Origin of the sequence: Psychroflexus aurantiacus, assembly GCF_010820555.1 — a bacterium.
GTDB classification, from domain to species: domain Bacteria; phylum Bacteroidota; class Bacteroidia; order Flavobacteriales; family Flavobacteriaceae; genus Psychroflexus; species Psychroflexus aurantiacus.
Genome location: NZ_JAAIKD010000003.1, coordinates 211,321 through 230,962, shown reverse-complemented (window position 1 = coordinate 230,962; position 19,642 = coordinate 211,321). Strand labels below are relative to the sequence as shown.

General features: G+C 40.6%; 17 protein-coding genes. 6 read left to right on the top strand and 11 right to left on the bottom strand.

Going from position 1 to position 19,642, the window contains the following annotated elements:
* From G3567_RS06530 to G3567_RS06515, 4 genes are read right to left on the bottom strand one after another with little or no spacing between them, the layout of a single operon-like run.
* A complete protein-coding gene (locus G3567_RS06530; RefSeq protein WP_164004525.1) occupies positions 1 to 426 on the bottom strand; it encodes a VOC family protein in 426 nt (141 codons plus the stop codon).
* Positions 427 to 448: 22 nt separating this feature from the next.
* Positions 449 to 1,150 carry a pseudouridine synthase gene (locus G3567_RS06525; RefSeq protein ID WP_164004524.1) on the bottom strand — a complete coding sequence of 234 codons (702 nt, stop codon included), beginning with the start codon at positions 1,148 to 1,150 and terminating at the stop codon, positions 449 to 451.
* A gap of 2 nt (positions 1,151 to 1,152) precedes the next feature.
* A complete protein-coding gene (locus tag G3567_RS06520; RefSeq protein ID WP_164004523.1) occupies positions 1,153 to 2,001 on the bottom strand; it encodes an alpha/beta hydrolase in 849 nt (282 codons plus the stop codon).
* A gap of 36 nt (positions 2,002 to 2,037) precedes the next feature.
* On the bottom strand, positions 2,038 to 2,601 hold the full coding sequence (locus G3567_RS06515) for a DUF1131 family protein (protein WP_164004522.1): 564 nt from the start codon (positions 2,599 to 2,601) through the stop codon (positions 2,038 to 2,040).
* 122 nt (positions 2,602 to 2,723) lie between these two features.
* On the opposite strand from G3567_RS06515, the gene G3567_RS06510 reads away from it, so the two are divergent.
* Together G3567_RS06510 and G3567_RS13345 are read left to right on the top strand one after the other, a co-directional pair.
* Positions 2,724 to 3,356 (top strand): 7-carboxy-7-deazaguanine synthase QueE, encoded by a 633-nt coding sequence (locus tag G3567_RS06510; protein ID WP_164004521.1) that lies wholly within the window; start codon positions 2,724 to 2,726, stop codon positions 3,354 to 3,356.
* A gap of 112 nt (positions 3,357 to 3,468) precedes the next feature.
* Positions 3,469 to 5,406 (top strand): CHRD domain-containing protein, encoded by a 1,938-nt coding sequence (locus tag G3567_RS13345; protein ID WP_205521195.1) that lies wholly within the window; start codon positions 3,469 to 3,471, stop codon positions 5,404 to 5,406.
* Positions 5,407 to 5,453: 47 nt separating this feature from the next.
* On the opposite strand, the gene G3567_RS06495 is transcribed toward G3567_RS13345, so the two are convergent.
* Positions 5,454 to 5,993, bottom strand: a complete 540-nt coding sequence (locus G3567_RS06495; RefSeq protein WP_164004520.1) for a pyridoxamine 5'-phosphate oxidase family protein — start codon at positions 5,991 to 5,993, stop codon at positions 5,454 to 5,456.
* Positions 5,994 to 6,064: 71 nt separating this feature from the next.
* Here G3567_RS06495 and guaA point away from each other — a divergent pair, with 71 nt between their 5' ends.
* Entirely contained in the window at positions 6,065 to 7,594 is a 1,530-nt protein-coding gene (guaA, locus tag G3567_RS06490) for a glutamine-hydrolyzing GMP synthase (RefSeq protein ID WP_164004519.1), read from the top strand.
* Entirely contained in the window at positions 7,594 to 9,522 is a 1,929-nt protein-coding gene (locus tag G3567_RS06485) for a LysM peptidoglycan-binding domain-containing protein (protein ID WP_235923504.1), read from the top strand. The genes guaA and G3567_RS06485 overlap by 1 nt, the downstream gene beginning before the upstream one ends.
* A gap of 15 nt (positions 9,523 to 9,537) precedes the next feature.
* Here the strand turns inward: G3567_RS06485 and G3567_RS06480 are convergent, their stop codons facing one another.
* On the bottom strand, positions 9,538 to 10,488 hold the full coding sequence (locus G3567_RS06480) for an NAD(P)H-dependent flavin oxidoreductase (protein WP_164004517.1): 951 nt from the start codon (positions 10,486 to 10,488) through the stop codon (positions 9,538 to 9,540).
* Positions 10,489 to 10,497: 9 nt separating this feature from the next.
* Positions 10,498 to 11,691 (bottom strand): tRNA 2-thiouridine(34) synthase MnmA, encoded by a 1,194-nt coding sequence (gene mnmA, locus G3567_RS06475; protein WP_164004516.1) that lies wholly within the window; start codon positions 11,689 to 11,691, stop codon positions 10,498 to 10,500.
* Positions 11,692 to 11,845: 154 nt separating this feature from the next.
* On the opposite strand from mnmA, the gene G3567_RS06470 reads away from it, so the two are divergent.
* Positions 11,846 to 13,159, top strand: a complete 1,314-nt coding sequence (locus tag G3567_RS06470; protein ID WP_164004515.1) for a fasciclin domain-containing protein — start codon at positions 11,846 to 11,848, stop codon at positions 13,157 to 13,159.
* 75 nt (positions 13,160 to 13,234) lie between these two features.
* On the opposite strand, the gene yidC is transcribed toward G3567_RS06470, so the two are convergent.
* The 3 genes from yidC to G3567_RS06455 form a co-directional block, all read right to left on the bottom strand.
* Positions 13,235 to 15,175, bottom strand: coding sequence for a membrane protein insertase YidC (gene yidC, locus G3567_RS06465; protein ID WP_164004514.1), 1,941 nt, complete (start codon positions 15,173 to 15,175; stop codon positions 13,235 to 13,237).
* Positions 15,176 to 15,280: 105 nt separating this feature from the next.
* Positions 15,281 to 16,891, bottom strand: coding sequence for a CTP synthase (locus G3567_RS06460; RefSeq protein WP_164004513.1), 1,611 nt, complete (start codon positions 16,889 to 16,891; stop codon positions 15,281 to 15,283).
* An 83-nt stretch (positions 16,892 to 16,974) separates the two neighbouring features.
* Complete coding sequence (locus tag G3567_RS06455; protein WP_164004512.1) at positions 16,975 to 17,199, bottom strand: DUF3820 family protein; 225 nt, start codon at positions 17,197 to 17,199, stop codon at positions 16,975 to 16,977.
* A 124-nt stretch (positions 17,200 to 17,323) separates the two neighbouring features.
* Here G3567_RS06455 and sucC point away from each other — a divergent pair, with 124 nt between their 5' ends.
* Complete coding sequence (gene sucC, locus G3567_RS06450) at positions 17,324 to 18,517, top strand: ADP-forming succinate--CoA ligase subunit beta (RefSeq protein ID WP_164004511.1); 1,194 nt, start codon at positions 17,324 to 17,326, stop codon at positions 18,515 to 18,517.
* 54 nt (positions 18,518 to 18,571) lie between these two features.
* Here sucC and G3567_RS06445 read toward each other — a convergent pair whose 3' ends face one another.
* Positions 18,572 to 19,636, bottom strand: a complete 1,065-nt coding sequence (locus G3567_RS06445; protein ID WP_164004510.1) for a flavin-containing monooxygenase — start codon at positions 19,634 to 19,636, stop codon at positions 18,572 to 18,574.
* Positions 19,637 to 19,642 lie beyond the last annotated feature (6 nt).

The window sequence follows — 19,642 nt, the reverse complement described above, 5'->3', positions numbered from 1 at the left end:
TTATTTCGCAAAGATTTGTTTCATGTCCTTGAAACTCTTAAACTCGAGTGCATTTCCGCTGGGGTCTTTGAAAAACATGGTCGCCTGTTCACCGGGTTTCCCCTCGAACCTAATGTAGGGCTGAATGACAAACTCAATGTTTTTTTCTTGAAGCTGTTTCGCGAATTCATGAAAGGTTTCCCATTCCAGAACTACTCCAAAATGAGGAACAGGGACTTCATGCCCGTCCACCATACTGAACGCATCTGGATTTGGCTGATGGCTTTTGTCCTCGTGTATAACAAATTGATGGCCAAAGAAATCATAATCTACCCAGTGCGTATCATTTCTGCCTTCCTTAAAGCCTAAGGTTTGGGTATAAAATGTTCTGGCTTTTGAAAGGTTATTCACAGGCACTGCCAAGTGAAAGGGGTTAAGTGATGCCATAAGTTATAGGTGTTTAAAGGTTTTAATTTTTATATAAGTCCTTTACTTCTTCAGAAGTTAGATGCCTGTATTGTCCTTTTTCTACATCCAAAGTAATATTTTTTATTCTTGTGCGCTTCAAGGTTCTTACTCTGTAATCCAGGGCTTCACACATTCTTCGGATTTGACGATTCAATCCCTGGGTTAAGACAATTTTGAAGCTCCTGTCCCCAAGCTTCTCGACTTCACATTTACGAGAAATGGTGTCAAGAATAGGGACGCCATTTCTCATCTTATGAATAAATTCGTCCGTGATCGTTTTATCTACGGTTACCAAATATTCTTTATCATGATAATTTCTGGCTCTAAGAATGTGATTTACAATTTCTCCGTCATTGGTCATTAAAATTAGGCCTTCACTCATCTTATCCAGTCTGCCAATAGGGAAAACACGCGTAGGATAGTCGACAAAATCGACAATATTGTTCTTTTCAACTTTGGAGTTGGTGGTACACACCACGCCTTTAGGCTTGTTCACCGCCAGGTAAACTTTTTCCTCGGTTTCCTTCTCTACCAGCTTACCGTCTACAGAAACCTGATCTCCTGGATTTACTTTGGTTCCCATTTCAATAAACTCTCCATTTATGGTCACTCGCCCCTGTTCCAGTAATTTATCGGCTTCACGCCGGGAACAAAATCCAGCCTGACTTAAATATTTATTGATACGGATAGCATCTTCACGCATTGTTATCGTTTTAAAAAGTCCAAAATTTCTTGATGAATGTCGTCTTTATTTAAGGAGTGACCAGCTCCTTCAGTAATTTTTAAGGTGGAATGCTTGAGATTTTTATGAATCGCTTTGGCAGCTTCCACTGGGGCTACCCTATCAAATTTGTCATGAAAAATCAAAACTTCTTTTTCCACGTTTTTAGCGAATTTAGCAATGGAAAAGTCATCGAAACTATAATCGAATTTATCCACGAAATAGGCTTCCAGAGCAGTCATGAACTTATCGCTTAACCTCAGTATACGCTTGTAGTCTTTCATGATTGCACTCATTTCTGAAGGAGCCCCGAGCAAGATCAGTTTCTCTGCAAACGGACTTTGCTTAAGGTACTGATTATAAACGATGGTCATGGCTCCTACGCTGTGTCCGATAATGAATTCTGGGCGATAAAGCTTGAGCATACGATCCAGGCATTTTGAATACAGGAGAACATTCAAAAGTTTTCCTTCCGAATACCCATGCGCAGGACCGTCAAACGCTATGATATTAAAATTCTCTTTTTGTAAAACCTCCACCAGGTCTTTCCATCGGTGTGTGTTGCTGTCCCAGCCATGCACAAGGATTACTGTTTTTCCTTCGCCTTTCCAGTGGTAAGTTTGTAGTTTTTCGGAATCATGCTCTATGGCTGTGGTTTTAGCCTTATTTAAAAAGTTCTCCTGTTCAGGCTTTACTTTCCCTTTTCTGGGTGAAGAAAACAATTTGTAAGCTTTAAAGACCGCCTTGTCAGGCTGGACTAGAAATAAGGAATTAAGCCTTAATCCGATAATTTTAGGTAAGTATTTATTGACCAGTTTTTTTGAAGCTTTCATAGATTGTAAGTAGAAGTAATTGAAAAATAAGTCGAATTATGGCGTGGTTTCATCAAATCGTAGCCAAAAGTATTTAAAGGGTGCTCCATCTGGAATTTGATTGGCTTCAATTTTTATCTCAGAATCAAATCTCAGCTTACTGGGTAAGTGCTTTTTATCGATGACGAGGTAGACGCCAATTTCATTTATGCTCAGGATAACGCTGTTTATGCTATTTTGAATATTATCTATCTTATAATTTTCATAGATCATTTTAAAAGGACTCTCTATAGTTAAGCCTTTATCAGTTTTGTATTTAGGGTCCAAAATTTGAATTTCACTGATGGTGACCAGCGAATCCCCCTGATAATTGGGTTCGATAATGAGGGACAGATCCCCCTGTTCATTATAAATTTCTATCTCCTTGGTTGTTCCCAGGTTGGATCTTAAATCAAATTCAGCCACAGAATCTCTTTCTAAAATGGCGTTCAATTCACTGATCTGGGTTTTGGGGTTGAGAAGTCCCAGTTGATTTTTAGCGATGCGTGTTTCAGAAGTTGATTGGTTACAGCTCGTGAAAACCACAAGACATAAAACTGAAAGGAAAGGGATGAGTTTCATTGGATTTTTTTTTCAAAAATAAAGAAAGTCATCCATACTAAAGGTCTCATTTTCTCTTTATCCAATTTTTATAAGTTGAGTTTATATTTTAATTCATATAATGCTTTCAGTATCTTTGCAGCATGCAAAATGAAAATATAGAAAAACTTGTTCAGAAAGGAGTTATGCTTCCGCTTATGGAAGAATTCTACACGATACAGGGAGAGGGATACCATACGGGCACTGCAGCCTATTTTATAAGAATTGGTGGATGTGATGTGGGTTGCCACTGGTGTGATGTGAAAGAAAGCTGGGATCCGGAAAAGCACCCGCCAACTCAAATTGGATCGATCATTGAAAATGCTAAAAAATACAGCAATACGATAGTCATCACCGGAGGAGAACCCTTAACCTGGGATATGACCTCACTGACCGAGGGTTTAAAAGCTAACGGATTGATGATTCACATTGAAACCTCCGGCGCTTATGATATGACAGGGGTTTGGGACTGGATATGCCTTTCTCCAAAAAAAATAAAATTACCGAAACCTGAAATTTATGCACGGGTTGATGAGCTTAAAGTCATTATTTATAACCGAAATGACTTTAAGTTTGCTGAAGAACAGGCTGAGAAAGTCGGGGATAGCTGCGAACTTTTTTTACAACCGGAGTGGAGCGTTAGAGAAAAAATGATTCCTCAGATTGTTGATTATGTCATGAAACATCCGAAGTGGAGAATTTCTTTACAGACTCACAAGTATCTTAATATTCCTTAAAATCCAGTTTGTTTTGCACTACACTATGTTAAAAATATACTTAATAACATAAATTTTAAAACCGTTATTTGTTTTTCATCGTAATTATGTTGCAATCAATAAACATATTATCATGAAAAAATTAAAACAATTAAGCTTACTATTATTTTTAGGGGTGATATTTGTCTCCTGTAGCGATGATGATTTCGAACCTTTTAACGATCCTATTTTAAATAGTATAGAATACGATTTGGATGAAAGATCAAATTCTGGCGTCAGTGGTGATGCCACATTTAACGAACTGGAAAGCGGTGCAGTGCAGCTTATTTTAGAAGTCCAGGGGACTTCAAGTGGAAATACACATCCTGCCCATATCCATATGAATTCAGCAGCAGAAGGTGGTGGAATCATCGTTTCTTTAGCGCCTGTCGATGGAGCCACAGGATTAAGCATTACAACATTTTCATCTTTAGATGACGGGACTCCCATTTCATTTGATGACGTTCCAAATTTAGATGCTTACATCAATGTTCATTTGAGTGCAGATGCCTTAGGTACCATTGTTGCTCAAGGGGATATCGGTCAGAATGTACTGACAGGTGAATCTAAAAGTTATGATTTAGGAGAAAGAGCCGTGGAAGGTATCAGCGGAAGCGTTCTTTTTGAAGAACGCGTAAACGGTGAAGCCTTGGCAACCATTCAACTGGATGGAACCCCTGATGGCGGAATGCACCCTGCTCACATCCACATGAATACTGCAGTTGAAGGTGGTGGTATCCTCTATACGTTTAACGCGGTAAATGGAACGACAGGGATGAGTCGATCCAATGTGGGAGCTTTAGATGACGGAACTGCGTTTGGATATGCAGATGTACTGACCGTTGATGGTTATGTCAATGTGCATTTGAGTTCAGACGATTTAGGAACTATCGTGGCTCAGGGAGATATCGGTCAAAATGAGTTGACAGGTGTATCTAAAAGTTATGACCTGGAAGAAAGAGCAGTACCTGGAATAAGTGGTTCAGTGCTTTTTGAAGAACGTGTAAACGGTGAAGCCCTTGCAACTATTAATTTAGCAGGAACCCCTGATGGTGGAATGCACCCTGCACATATTCATGCTAATTCTGCTGTAGAAGGCGGTGGTATAGTGTATACCTTTAACCCTGTTAACGGTTTTACAGGTATGAGTCAGTCTAACGTAGCAGCCTTAGATGACGGAACTGCGTTTGGATATGCAGATGTGCTGACCGTTGATGGTTATGTGAACGTTCATTTAAGTGCAAATGACATAGGAACTATCGTTGCTCAAGGAGATATTGGTCAAAATGAGTTGACAGGTGAATCCAAAAGTTATGACCTAGAAGAAAAAGCAGTACCTGGAATAAGCGGTTCTGTGCTTTTTGAAGAACGCGTAAACGGAGAAGCACTTGCAACAATCAGTCTTGCAGGAACACCTGACGGTGGAATGCATCCTGCGCACATCCATGCCAATTCTGCTGTAGAAGGTGGTGGTATACTGTATACCTTTAACCCGGTTAATGGTACAACAGGGATGAGTCAGTCCAATGTCGCTGCCTTAAATGATGGAACTGCCTTTGGATATGCAGACGTCTTAGATGTTGACGGTTATGTCAATGTCCATCTAAGTTCAAACGACTTAACAACTCTTGTTGCTCAAGGCGATATCGGTATTAATGAATTGACCGGAAATTCGATTTCTTACACGCTTTCTGAAACAGATGTAGCAGGTATAAGCGGTAGTGTACTGTTTGAAGAACGAACAGGTGGCGCGGCTTTAGCAACCATTAGCCTCACAGGAACACCTGATGGCGGCTCACATCCGGCGCATATCCATGAAAACTCTGCAGCTGAGGGTGGTGGTATACTTTATACCTTTACGCCAGTAGATGGTACTACAGGCATGAGTCAATCTCAGGTAGAAGCTTTAGATGATGGAACTGAATTTGGTTATTCAGATGTGTTGGCTGTTGACGGCTATGTCAACGTTCATTTAAGCTCAAATGACTTGGCCACTATAGTTGCGCAAGGTGACATAGGAGCTAACGATTAATTGTAAAATTCAATTATAAATTAAAAGCGGCCATTAGGCCGCTTTTTTTATGGGTTTAAGAATTGTCCTTCCCAGTCATTGGATTTGTCGAATACTGCGCGAATGTGGTTGGGTCTTTTTAGCTGGAGAGATTCCATGCGTTCCGGAACCAGTTTCAGCAAACAAAAATGATGTTCGTCTTCATTATATTCCACCGCATCAGGATGATCGATAGGTGTTCCGGGTGCCCGATTGGTAATAAAGTCTTTCTGTGAATTCCCCTGGACCTTATTCCAGTGCTTTTCATACTCTTGTCCGGACCTTATTATTTTCATGTGGCCTTCAATCTTAACCTGGAGAAGCTTCTTGTGATTATAAAATAACAAACTGCACATCGGATTTTTTTCAAACTGACTGATCTTGTCACTTCGCTCATCTGTGTACAGTATCAAATCAAAGGCTTCTGTAGAGTCTCTCAAAACAACAGTGCGTTGATCGGGAGAATTGTCCTTAATACTGGCCAAACTCGGATAGCGAAAAGGGTGTTTCTTTTTGAGGTAACCGAATTTAACTTCGTTTTTTAAGTCTTCTAAAATTTGATTTAGCATTTTTGTTTTAAATGTAAAAAAAAGAGGCGGTAAACCGAAGCCAGTTTTATCTCAAATTTATACTTTTGCCTATGCAAAAAAATGTCCTAATTCTCGATTTTGGATCTCAGTACACACAGCTTATCGCAAGACGCGTTCGTGAGCTCAATATCTACTGTGAAATCCATCCGTTCAATAAATTACCTGAAGATTTATCTGTTTTTAAAGCAGTTATCCTGTCAGGAAGTCCTTATTCCTGCAGAAATGAAGAAGCTCCGCGACCGGATCTCAGTCAGATAAAAGGCCGTGTTCCTCTGCTTGGTGTATGTTTTGGAGCTCAGTTTATGGCGCATAATTTTGGAGGTGAGGTGGCAAGCTCCAATACACGGGAATTTGGCAGAGCCAATTTGTCCTTTATTAAGGACGGAGAATTGCTTTTTGAAAACATTCTGGAGCAATCTCAGGTTTGGATGTCACACAGTGATAGCATCAAATCCATCCCCGAGCACTTTACGAGAATTGCAAGTACGACTGATGTTTTGAACGCAGCCTATAAAATTGAAGGCGAAGATACCTATGGAATACAATTCCACCCCGAGGTTTATCATTCTACAGACGGGGCTCAGTTGCTTGAAAATTTCCTGGTCAAAATAGCACAGGTTCCTCAGTCCTGGACACCCTCTGCATTTGTAGATATGACGGTATCGGAATTGAAAGAAAAAATTGGATCCGATAAAGTAATTCTTGGTCTTAGTGGAGGTGTAGATTCTACTGTTGCTGCAACTTTGCTACACAAAGCTATTGGTAAGAACCTTCATTGTATTTTTGTCAACAATGGCTTGTTGAGGAAAAATGAATTTGAATCTGTACTGGACCAGTATAAGGACATGGGGCTTAATGTAAAAGGAGTAGATGCCACCGACAGGTTTATGGATGCTTTGAAAGGGATTTCAGATCCTGAGCAAAAGCGAAAAGCTATCGGAAACTCGTTTATTGAAGTTTTTGATGATGAAGCGTCCTTGGTGGAAGACGCTACCTTTTTAGCTCAGGGAACCATTTATCCAGATGTGATCGAGTCTATATCCGTCAATGGTCCCTCTGCCACCATCAAATCTCATCACAATGTGGGAGGCCTTCCGGAGTTTATGAAACTGAAGGTTGTAGAGCCTTTACGAATGCTTTTTAAAGATGAGGTAAGACGCGTAGGTGCAGAGATGGGCATTGATTCTAAACTATTGGGCAGGCATCCGTTTCCAGGTCCGGGACTGGCCATTAGAATACTTGGGGACGTTACTAAGGAAAAAGTCCGTATCTTACAGGAAGTCGACGCTATATTTATAGGGGGACTCAGAGAATGGCAGCTTTATGACAAAGTATGGCAGGCCGGAGCTATTCTTCTGCCAGTAGATTCGGTAGGAGTTATGGGCGATGAGCGTACCTATGAGAAAGTGGTAGCTTTGAGGGCCGTTGAATCCACGGATGGAATGACAGCAGATTGGGTGGATTTACCGTATAATTTTTTACAAAAAGTGTCCAACCAAATAATAAATCGCGTCAAAGGCGTTAATAGAGTAGTGTACGACATCAGCTCCAAACCACCAGCAACTATAGAATGGGAATAATGAAAAAGGTTTTATCAGGTATTATTTTTTTATGGCTTTCAGCTTTGAGTTTACATGCTCAGGACTTAACAACTTACAGGCCAGGAGCAAATGAAGATTTGAAAGATGTAGCTACCAGATTTCAAGTGGATTTGACTACCCTGAGGAAACTAAACCCAAATGTTCTCAATGAAAAACGGCTTTCGGATAAGCTTCTGGTGGTGCCACAACAACCTGATTTTAAACTAAATCCCAGGGTCCAGCTCATCGCTTATGAGGTGAGTCCAAAAGAAACGCTTTACAGTATTTCCAAGACCTATAATCTCAAGGTCAAGGACCTAAGAACGTATAATCCTTTTTTATATGAACGGGAACTGGATTATAACGACGTTTTAAGAATTCCAACCTATGAGCTTAAGGATAAAGATCTGGATATCAACCAAAGTATAAAAAACTCTGAATTTAATTCGCTTAAGCATTTGGTGCTTCCAAAAGAGACCAAATACGGGATTTCTAAAAAATATGGTCTAAGTGTTGAGGAACTGGAAAACCTGAATCCAGGAATAGACGAAAAAGAAATTCAGCCAGGTCAATTTTTGACTATTGAGCGACCAGCCGATACCGATGAACCCCTACGCATCAGAAATCAAAATTATGCTTTTCTTGAAGTAGATTCTGCAAACTCGATTCAAACGATTTCAAAGAATTACAATGTTACTGAAGAGGAGTTGATAGAGTCTAACCCTTCCCTGAGATTTGAGGGCATAAGCGAAGGTCTTGTTTTGAAAATACCTCAGGCCGAAAAAGTAAATTATTCAAAATACAGAGAGTTTGCTTTAGAAAACAGACTCAAACATTTTGACACAAAACATGTGGCTCTGATGTTGCCCCTTAATTTAGAGCGAACGAAAATCGATAGTATAAGTTCAGCATCTTTACTGAAAGATAGTGGTTTGTTGAGAATTTCATTAGACTTCTATGAGGGTATACAAATGGCAATCGATTCTGCGAGGAATAAAGGACTGAGTGTTAATCTTGATGTGTACGACACCAGAAACAATCCCAGTTACGTCAGAGAACAACTCAATGAAAATTTTAAAAACTACCAGGCCGTGGTTGGTCCGCTTTTGGATCAAAGCTTGAAAGTAGTTGCCAGTTACCTATCCAATACTGATGTTCCTGTGATTTCTCCTTTGGTAAATCCAAATTTTGAATTTAGAAATCTTTTCAATACGCTTCCTAAAGATGAAGAAATGCAGGAGGTGTTGATCACGTATCTTCAAAAAACACATACAGACGAGAATTTTGTCATTCTATCAGACAGCGTTTCAAAACCCATACAAAGAAAATATACCTATACCTTTCCCGATCTTAAAGTGGTAAACCAGTCTAAATCCGGTTATCTGCAAAGGTCTGATTTAAGGCCTAAGTTAGATTCTCTGGGGACCAACTGGATTATTTTGGAAACCCAGGACCTAGGTCTGGCTGAGTCTGCAGTAGGACTTTTAAACTCTTTCCGCAGAGATGGTTTTGATATCAGAATGTTTACTTCCAAGCGAAATTCCTTTTATGATAACGAGATTTCCAACTATTATTTAAGCAATTTAAATTTTACCTTTCCCTCCATCTCCAGGACCCAGCTATTATCTGGGGATGACAAATATGCACAGGCCTTTGAGCAAAAACATGGTGTTTATCCAAGTCGGTATGTGATGCGAGGATATGATGTCATGATGGACCTGCTCTTGCGGCTTGGTTATGCCAAAACCCTTCAGGCCTCCACAGAAATTGAAGGCTATACAGAGCATGCTGAAAATAAGTTTAATTATGTGCAGAAAGACTTTGCCCCGGGCTTTGAAAATGATGCGATTTATCTTTTGGAATATCAAAAAGACCTGAACGTGAAAGCTATAGATTTAGCCGAGTTTCTGGCTAAAGACGCTAATTAAAATGAACTTTAAAGGTTAAAATTCAATGGCACTGGCTTCAATCTTTGCCGCTTCAAATTCAGCAATAAGCCTTTCCATAATTTTTTTGGCTGGTAAAATATCTTTGACAAGTCCGGAAATCTGACCTATTTCCAGTTCACCTTCTTCAAGATCGCCTTCAAACATTCCTTTTTTGGCTCTTGCTCGTCCAAGCAGTCCTTTTAGATCTTCTTTGGTAGGAGAGGTGGCGTATAGCTTAACAACGTCTTCGTAAAACTTGTTTTTGAGGAGCCTTACAGGAGCAAGTTCCTTCAGGGTGAGGGTGGTGTCTCCTTCCTGAGCTTTAACAACTTCTCTTTTGAAGTTGATATGTGAGGAGGCTTCTTCACTGGCAACAAAACGGGTTCCTATTTGCACGGCATCGGCTCCAAGGACCATAGCGGCAAGAATTCCGGCGCCGGACGCAATGCCACCGGCAGCGATAAGCGGGATTTCCAGTTCTTTTTTCACCATAGGAATGAGCGTAAAGGTTGTGGTTTCCTCGCGGCCATTGTGCCCGCCGGCCTCAAAGCCTTCGGCAACAACTGCATCCACACCGGCTTCCTGAGATTTTAAGGCGAACTTGACACTGCTCACCACATGAACCACTTTTATACCTTTAGATTTCAAATGCAACGTCCATGTTTTCGGGTTTCCCGCCGAGGTAAAGACGATGGAGACTTCTTCTTCGATGATGATGTCCATGATTTTATCTATCTCTGGATAAAGCATAGGAACATTGACTGCAAAGGGTTTGGAGGTCGCTTTTTTACATTTCTGAATATGTTCCCGTAATACTTCAGGATACATAGACCCGGCGCCAATGATTCCAAGTCCGCCAGCTTCACTCACTTCACTGGCCAGTTTCCAGCCGCTTGCCCAGATCATTCCGGCTTGGATGATGGGGTATTTTATATCAAATAATTCTGTAATTCTATTTTTCGTCATGAGTTCAGGTTAAGCGATTACTCCTGAGCCTAAAAGTTCGTCATCCTGATACCAGGCGACAAACTGGCCTTCAGAAATGGCGGTTTGTTCGTTGTCAAAAATGACATAGAGTTCATTTTCCATTTGATAAAGTCTGGCAGTTTCCAGGGGTTGTCTATAGCGAATCCTAGCTTTCACATCCATGGTATCCCCGGTACTGAGTTTAAAATCGGGTCTTATCCAGTGCACTTCGTCATTATTTACCCAAAGGCCTTTTTTGTGAAGTCCCGGATGGTTTTTGCCTTGCCCTGTATAAAGGATGTTTCTTTCTACATCGGTATCGATCACAAACAGCGGCTCTTTGGTGCCGCCAATAGCCAAACCTTTACGCTGACCTTTCGTGAAAAAATGAGCGCCGTCATGTGTGCCGAGTACTTTTCCAAACTCGGGTTTTAACTCGGGTTTTTTGCTTTTTTGTTTAAGCTGAGTGATCAACTCTGAATTGGACGAGGTTTCCCCGATGTTCGAGAACACCTCATGTGTAGAATCAATTTCTATGACCTGGCCTTTTTTGGGCTGGAGCTTTTGCTGAAGAAAATCAGGTAACTTCACTTTACCAATAAAACAAAGGCCTTGAGAGTCTTTCTTTTCTGCAGTGATTAAATTCTGCGCTTTAGCGATTTCCCTTACCTCAGACTTCTGAAGTTCGCCTACCGGAAATAGTGTTTTGGCTAACTGCTGCTGGGACACCTGGCATAAAAAATAAGACTGATCTTTATTTTTATCTTTTCCTGCCAATAGTCTGTACTGCGTCTTGCCTTCTTTTTCTATACTGTCTTTTCTGCAGTAGTGTCCGGTCGCTACATAATCTGCTCCCAGAGAAGTGGCTATATCCATAAAGACATCAAATTTTATTTCTCTGTTGCAAAGTACATCCGGATTGGGCGTTCTTCCTTTTTCGTATTCGGCAAACATATAATCTACAATCCGCTCCTTGTACTCTTTGCTTAGATCTACCGTTTGAAAAGGAATTCCCAGCTTTTCCGCAACCAACATGGCATCATTGCTATCTTCTAGCCAGGGACATTCATCACTTATAGTCACAGAATCATCATGCCAGTTCTTCATAAACAGGCCTATCACCTCATAGCCCTGCTCTTTACATAAATAAGCAGCAACGCTTGAATCCACCCCTCCGCTTAGTCCTACAACAACTCTTTTCATAATCCCTAATTGATTTGCAAATTTACAAAAACAATCAAAGATTTTAGACTAAACCTGAGTCGCTATCGTCAGTATTATTTTTTGTTTAATCATATTTAACTTTAATTAAACAAAACAAATAGATCTAATCCTTTAGATTTGAAAAAAAAATGCTATGAAAACGAAAAACACACTAGTTAAATTTATGTTTCTGATAGGTCTAATGATCTTCGCGGGTTGCGAAGATGATGATGCAGCAGTGCCTATTACTGAAGAGGTGACCACTCTGGAAATCATTCAGGATAGTCCGAACCATACCATCCTTGAACAATTACTGGAAGACACGGGTTTGAGTCAGACCCTGAATCAGGGTGCTTATACCATCTTTGCGCCAACAGATGAGGCCTTCGGTAATATTAGCACGTCAGGACTTACAACGGATCAGCTCAGAAATATACTTTTGAATCATGTTCTGGAAGGAGCAGCTCAATCTGAGAATTTATCGACGTCCTATGTGACTACTTTGGCAACTGAACAGCTTTCCGGAAATGAAAATCAATTGAGTTTATACGTCAATGTTGGAAACCAGATTACTTTAAATGGTATTTCAACTGTGACTGGTCCAAATAATCTGGCAACCAATGGCGTAGTTCACGTTGTTGATGAAGTGATTACAATCCCGAATGTAACAACCTTTGCAACTGCAGATTCAACTTTTGAAGTTTTAGTACAGGCCTTAACCAGAGATGATCAACCAGATTTTGTAGGAACCTTAAGTTCTTTTGATACCCCTGCACCATTTACTGTATTTGCTCCAACAAATGATGCCTTTACGGCCTTGTTAAACGAGTTGGAATTAGGCTCTCTTGCAGATATAAGCGGTGAAGTATTAACCTCTACCCTAAATACACACGTTATTGCAAATGCTAATATCACATCTTCAAATTTACCTAGTGGTACAGTTGAAACTCTAGGGGCAAGCTTTGAGCTTAACGGTACTACCATCACAGACCAAAATAACAGAACCATAGAAATTGTAGTCACAGATGTGCAGGCTGGTAATGGGGTTGTACATGTTGTGAATACAGTCATACTTCCAGATTTAGGAACAGAGCCAGCACCAAACATTGTTCAAATGACAGTGGATAATGATGGGGCTCAGGCCTATTTTGTAAGCAGTATTACAGGTAATGAAACGCCTACAAGTTTAAATACCAATAACAGTGCGTGGACACTAAACGTGGGGACCAGGTATGAGTTAACTGTTGTAAATGCAGGAGCACATCCATTTCAGATTAGAAATGCCAGTGACGAAAGACTATTGAGTCAGAATAGCACAGGTACATTTGAAAGTGATCCGGATGTCAATTTTGTAGACAATGGTCAGCAGTTTTATTTCACCCTTACTGCTGATTTAGCGGCTGAAATCAGCACCTATTATTGTGGCATCCATACTAACAGTATGAATGGAAGTATTAGCGTGAATTAATTTTCACACTAATCTTTTACATAAAAAAAGGAGTCCGTTTGGACTCCTTTTTTTATGGTGTTTGTTTAGGAAAAACTACTTTTTGTCTATTTTCTTAGAGCCTTTTTTGTCATCTTCCTTTACGCCTTGTTTCTTTTTTTGTTGTTCGGCAGCCTGTTCCATAATTTCCTGGAATTTTCTACCAAACTTACCTTTCTTCTTAGGCTTTTTCTTTTTCTCCTCGATTTTGGCTAAGATTTTATTTTCATCGATAATCACATGTTTGATAACCAGCATGATGCCTATCGTAATCAAATTCGAAATGAAGTAATAGAGTGATAAACCACTCGCATAGTTGTTGAAAAAGATAAGCATAACCAGTGGAGCAAAGTACATGATGACTTTCATGTTTGGCATGCCCGGCTGTGAACTTTGCTGCATATTTTGTCCAGCCGTCATTTGTGTATAGAAAAATATGGCAACAGAGGCCAGAATCGGGAATAAACTCACGTGGTTACCATAAGCCCAGGAGACCAGCGGTATGTAAGCATCCCATTCGTAAATCACATCATAACTCGACAAATCTTCTGCCCACAAAAAGCCCTTTTGTCTTAAATCGAATGCGCTGGGGAAAAACTGAAACAGCGCATAGAACACAGGAATCTGTAAAAGCGCCGGTATACAGCCTGCCAGCGGGCTCACTCCGGTTTTGCTATACAGCTTCATGGTCTCCTGCTGCTTCTTCATCGCATTGTCCTTGTATTTCTCGTTGATTTCATTGATCTCTGGCTTCAAAACTTTCATTTTGGCCTGAGATAAATACGATTTATAGGTGATAGGGGAAAGGACAATTCTTACCACAATGGTCATCACGATAATCGCCAGACCATAACTGGGAAGTGAGCTGCTCAAAAATCCGAAGAACGGTATGAAGACGTATCGGTTGATCCATCCAAAAAGACCCCAGCCCAGAGGCACGATTTCATCCAGTTTACGTTCATAAGAGCTCAAGATGTCAAAATCTGAGGGACCGTGGTACCAGTTCATGCTTTCAGAAAATTCCCCGTTATTCAATTTCAAAGGAACTTCAGCCAGAAAATTTTTGGTATATAAGGTATCGATCTGTTCGTCCTGTACCAGGTTTATCGACGTCATTTTTGCGCTTGGAAAAGCCTGGTCAGAGAGTAAAATGGAGGTAAAGAAGTGTTGCTTGAAGGCAATCCATTCTATAAGTTCATCTTCTTCAATGGCTTCGTCTCCCTGTCCTGTGTAATCGTCTTTATCCCCCTCGTAGAGGTAAACAATTTCGGTATATCTATTTTCGTATGAGATACTTTTAGCTTTTCGCAGCGCTTTCACCTCCCAGGACAAATTAGCGTTTTCTGAGGAGATCAAATTGCTTAAACCCTGAGAGCGAATTCCAAAATTCATCATGTAATCCCCCGGCTCCAATTCATAATAAAACTCCAGGAACTCAATATCAGAAACTTTTGCTCTCATGCTCAGGGTCTGATTGCCGTTTTCTGTGCTTAAACTGGGTTCAAAATAGAGATTGCTGGTATTGTAGGTGCGGCCATCGTTTGCTTCGAAAGAAATATTGAAGCTGGCATTACCGTCTTTGATTAAATAGACAGGTTCACCCTTGTAGGTGTCGTGTTGCTTCATTTTAGCCTCAACGATTTGTCCGCCTTTATTGCTGACTTGGATTTCTAAAACTTCATTTTCAATCGTCGTAACCGCATCATCCTTGGCGAAATCTTTTACGGCAGAGTAGGCAAAAGCACCATATTCTCTTTTGGCGAGTTCTGCAGTGACAGAGTCCTGTAAACTGCTTCCAGTCGTTTCAGCGAGAGAAGGTGAGCTTTGGGGGCTGGCAACTTCAGGATTTTTTTGAACTGAGGTTTCAACCTGCTCTGCAGGCTTTTCCTCAGGTGCTACATCCTGAGTCGGATTCAGGTACATGAATAAAATCAGTATCAAACCTATAAGCGTAAATCCTATAATAGAGTTTTTATCAAACGTCTTTTTATCTTCCATTGACTATAACTATTGTGAATAATGATTTTTTCAAAATCTGTGCAAAAATCAACATTTAATTTATTTATATAAACTTATTCTTAGATTATTTAAGAATCAGTGGTTTTATCTTTTTTGACGAAAGGTTTTGGCAGCCTCTATAAATCCCAAAAACAAGGGGTGAGGCGTAGCTACTGTGCTTTTATATTCAGGATGAAACTGCACGCCAACAAACCAGGGATGATTCTCCAGCTCGATGGTTTCTACCAAACCTGTCTGAGGGTTTTTACCGGTACAACGCATGCCATGCTTTTCCAGATCGTTCACGTAAGCATTATTCACCTCGTATCTATGGCGATGTCTTTCCGAAATTTGAGTGGTTCCATAAATTTCAGCCAGCTTGGAGTCGGGTTGAAGTTCGCAATCCCAGGCGCCAAGCCTCATGGTGCCTCCCATTTGTTTTAAATCTTTTTGATCTTCCATAAGCCCGATAACAGGATGCGGTGTATTGGGATTCATTTCTTCTGAATTGGCCTCTGCTAGTTTTAAGACATGTCGAGAAAATTCTATCACTGCCATTTGCAGACCCAGACAGATGCCCAAAAAGGGAACATCATGCGTTCTTGCATATTCTACGGCGGCTATTTTTCCTTCAACCCCCCGTTCCCCAAAACCCGGAGCAACGAGAACCCCGTCTAGTTGGTGGAAAATCGTTTCATTGTGATCCTCCTGTTCAGAATTGATCCAGACCACGTTTACCTTCACGTCGTTGTAGGCGCCCGCATGAATAAAAGATTCTAAAATCGATTTATAGGAATCTTGCAGATCCACGTATTTGCCCACCAGACCAATGGATAATTCTTCGGTGGCATTTTTTAATTTGTTGACAAAGAAGTTCCACTTTTCAAGATTGGGAACGACATCATCTTTCAAGTTGAGTTTTCTTAAGGCGATGGTATCCAGACCTTCTTCGGCCATTAAGTTGGGAACATCGTAAATAGATTCCGCATCTATGGATTGAATGACCGCTTCTTTTTTGACGTTGCAAAATAAAGCCAGTTTATTTCTGATGTCATCGTTGATTTGATGTTCTGTTCTACAGACCAGAATTTCGGGAGAGATCCCGCTTTCCATCAGGGTTTTGACACTGTGTTGGGTAGGTTTGGTTTTTAATTCCTTGGCAGCCGACAGGTAAGGAATTAAAGTCAGGTGGATCACAAGGGCATTGTGCTCACCAAGCTCCCATTTCAGTTGTCTTACGGCTTCTATATAAGGCAACGATTCGATGTCACCGACGGTTCCGCCAATTTCGGTGATGACAATATCATAGGTGTCATCCCGACCTAAAATCTGAATGCGTTCTTTGATTTCATTGGTGATATGAGGAATCACCTGGACTGTTTTTCCTAAAAAATCGCCTCTGCGCTCCTTATCGATGACGCTTTGGTAAATCTTTCCGGTGGTGACATTATTGGCCTGTGAGGTGTTGACATTCAAAAACCGCTCATAGTGTCCAAGATCAAGGTCGGTTTCTGCACCGTCTTCGGTTACAAAACATTCACCATGTTCATAGGGGTTGAGGGTTCCAGGATCAATATTGATGTACGGATCAAGTTTTTGGATCGTGACTTTATAACCTCGTGCTTGAAGAAGTTTTGCTAAAGATGCTGCGATTATTCCTTTCCCTAAAGACGAAGAAACACCGCCTGTTACAAAAATATACTTTGTATCGGCCATTTGTGCTAAGAGTTTTGTGTCTATACGGGATGCAAAAATATCATTTAATTTTTGCTTTATCTGCGAATTACTTCAAAAATCCTTCAGCTTTTTCTGATTTTTTTTAAAATATATTCCAGACCGTTCTCTTTCAGTTCGAGTACTTCCTGCATTTGTAGACCCAGCTTGTTGTCTGGAAAGCCTTTGCGTTTGTACCAAATCAGATAATATTCTGGAATGTCCGAAAGATAGAAGCCTTTGTACTTGCCAAAATGCATTTTAGCATGTGCCAGTTCAAGTAAGGCTTTTTTTTGAAATCCAGAATTCATTTACTGTTATTTTTTACGATCAGTCAAGCTTTTGCTTAGGATGCTAAGAAACCCTTTTAAATTATTGTAGCCAAACTTTAAATTATTACTTTTGTGAACCAAATTTATATCATAAAACCTGATTATGAATCTACATGAATATCAAGGCAAAGAAATACTAAGTAGTTTTGGCGTTGCTATCCAAAAAGGAATCCTCGCAAAAACGCCTAAAGAAGCTGTTGAAGCTGCAAAAAAGCTTACTGAAGAAACCGGGACTGGATGGCACGTGATCAAAGCCCAGATCCATGCTGGTGGTCGTGGTAAAGGTGGAGGTGTAAAACTCGCCAAAAACTTAAAAGAAGTTGAGCAACTTGCAGATGAGATTTTAGGAATGCATTTGGTTACGCCTCAAACAAGTAAAGAAGGTAAAGAAGTGCACCAGGTGCTTGTGACAGAAGATGTTTATTATCCGGGAGATAACGAGCCGGAAGAATATTATATGTCTGTATTGCTAAACCGAGCTACAGGACGTAACATGATCATGTATTCTCCGGAAGGTGGAGTGGATATCGAAAGTGTTGCCGAAAAAACACCAGACAAAATTTTCACAGAAGAAATCAATCCTGCAACTGGAATACTTCCTTTTCAGGCACGTAAAATTGCCTTCAATTTTGGTTTGGAAGGAAAAGCGTTCAAGGAAATGACCAAGTTCGTCACTGCACTTTACGAGGCTTATGATGGTTCGGATTCTTCTTTGTTTGAAATCAATCCTGTTCTTAAAACCAGTGATGACAAAATCATTGCTGTGGATGCTAAGGTGACCTTAGACGATTCGGCTTTATTTAGACATAAAGATTACCAAAGCATGCGGGATACTCGTGAAGAGGATCCTACCGAAGTAGAAGCCAGAGAAGCTGGATTGAGCTATGTAAACCTTGACGGAAACGTAGGTTGCATGGTCAACGGAGCCGGCCTTGCGATGGCGACTATGGATTTGATCAAATTTGCCGGTGGAGAGCCTGCCAACTTCCTTGATGTTGGTGGTACTGCAGATGCCAAACGTGTTGAAAAAGCCTTTAAGTTGATTTTAAAAGACGACAAGGTGGAAGCGATTCTGATCAATATTTTTGGGGGTATCGTCAGATGTGATCGTGTTGCTGAAGGAATTATTGAAGCTTACAAAAATATGGGTGATGAAATCCAAGTGCCTATCATCGTAAGACTTCAGGGAACCAATGCCGAAAAAGCTGTGGAACTTATCAACGACGCTGGAATCAACGTGAAAACAGCAGTTCAGTTTAAAGAAGCTGCAGATAAAGTTCACGAAGTTTTAGATTAATAACACATCCATTTCATACAATTCCAAAACCCTCGATTCATCGAGGGTTTTTTGTTAAACAAAAATAGGTTCTTGGTTTGAAGCTTTGTGTTTGATAAAACCGCCCAGATAATCTGCATCTTTTTTGATGCCGCCAAGCGTAGCTGATGCTCGTGTATGAAGCCAGGGCAGGCCTATAAAGTAAAGACCTTCCACATTACTAATGCCTCTTTCATGCACCGGGTAGCCGTGCTTGTCGAGCTCCAGGCCTTCGATCCAGTCAAATTTCGGTCTGTAGCCCGTCGCCCAGATGATGTTCTTAATATCATCCAATTTGACTTCTTCGGTGATGATCAGTTCCTGTTTGGCATCGACGGTTTTTCCGACCGGAATAACGTTGTCTTTGTTCAAAATACCTTTCACATCCACACCAATAACAGGCTGTTTGGATTCGCTTATTTTTTTGCCAAGCCAAGAATCTTTTCCAAAACTTAAATAGCCGGTTTTTGTAAACCACCACCATAAGGTTTTTCCAAGGAATTCCTGGGGCAGTGTTTTCACCTCTGTATCTCCGGAGAAATAAACATCCCGGGGGGTGTCGGAAATTTCATCAAGAATTTGATACCCGGAATCTCCGGCACCTACGACCATGGCTTTTCCGTCCTGCAACTGACCCGGATTTTTGTAATAGTCACTGTGGATTTGAAAAATAGAGGCATCGATTTTTTTATAAAAAGGAGGTGTATACGGAATATGAAATGGACCTGTAGCCACAATGACTTGTCTGGCCTCAAAAGACCCATCCTCATGTTTGACGACAAAATAATCGGTTTTATCCTGGATTTCGGTCACGAGGGTGTCGAACCTTATGGGAATTTCAAAGTTCTTCACGTAGGCTTTGAAATAATCGGCCACTTCATATTTATTTGGATAATGCCCTCTGGGTTTAGGGAAATCCATGCCTTTCAAATTATTAAATTCTGAAGGGGTAAAAAGCCTGAGCGAATCCCAGCGCTTGAGCCACGAAGCGCCTATTTCTTTTTCTTTATCCAAGACGATATAATTTTTTTTCTGCTGCTCGAGTTCATAAGCCATGGAAAGTCCAGCTTGTGCAGCACCAATAATTATAAAATCGTACATTTTTTA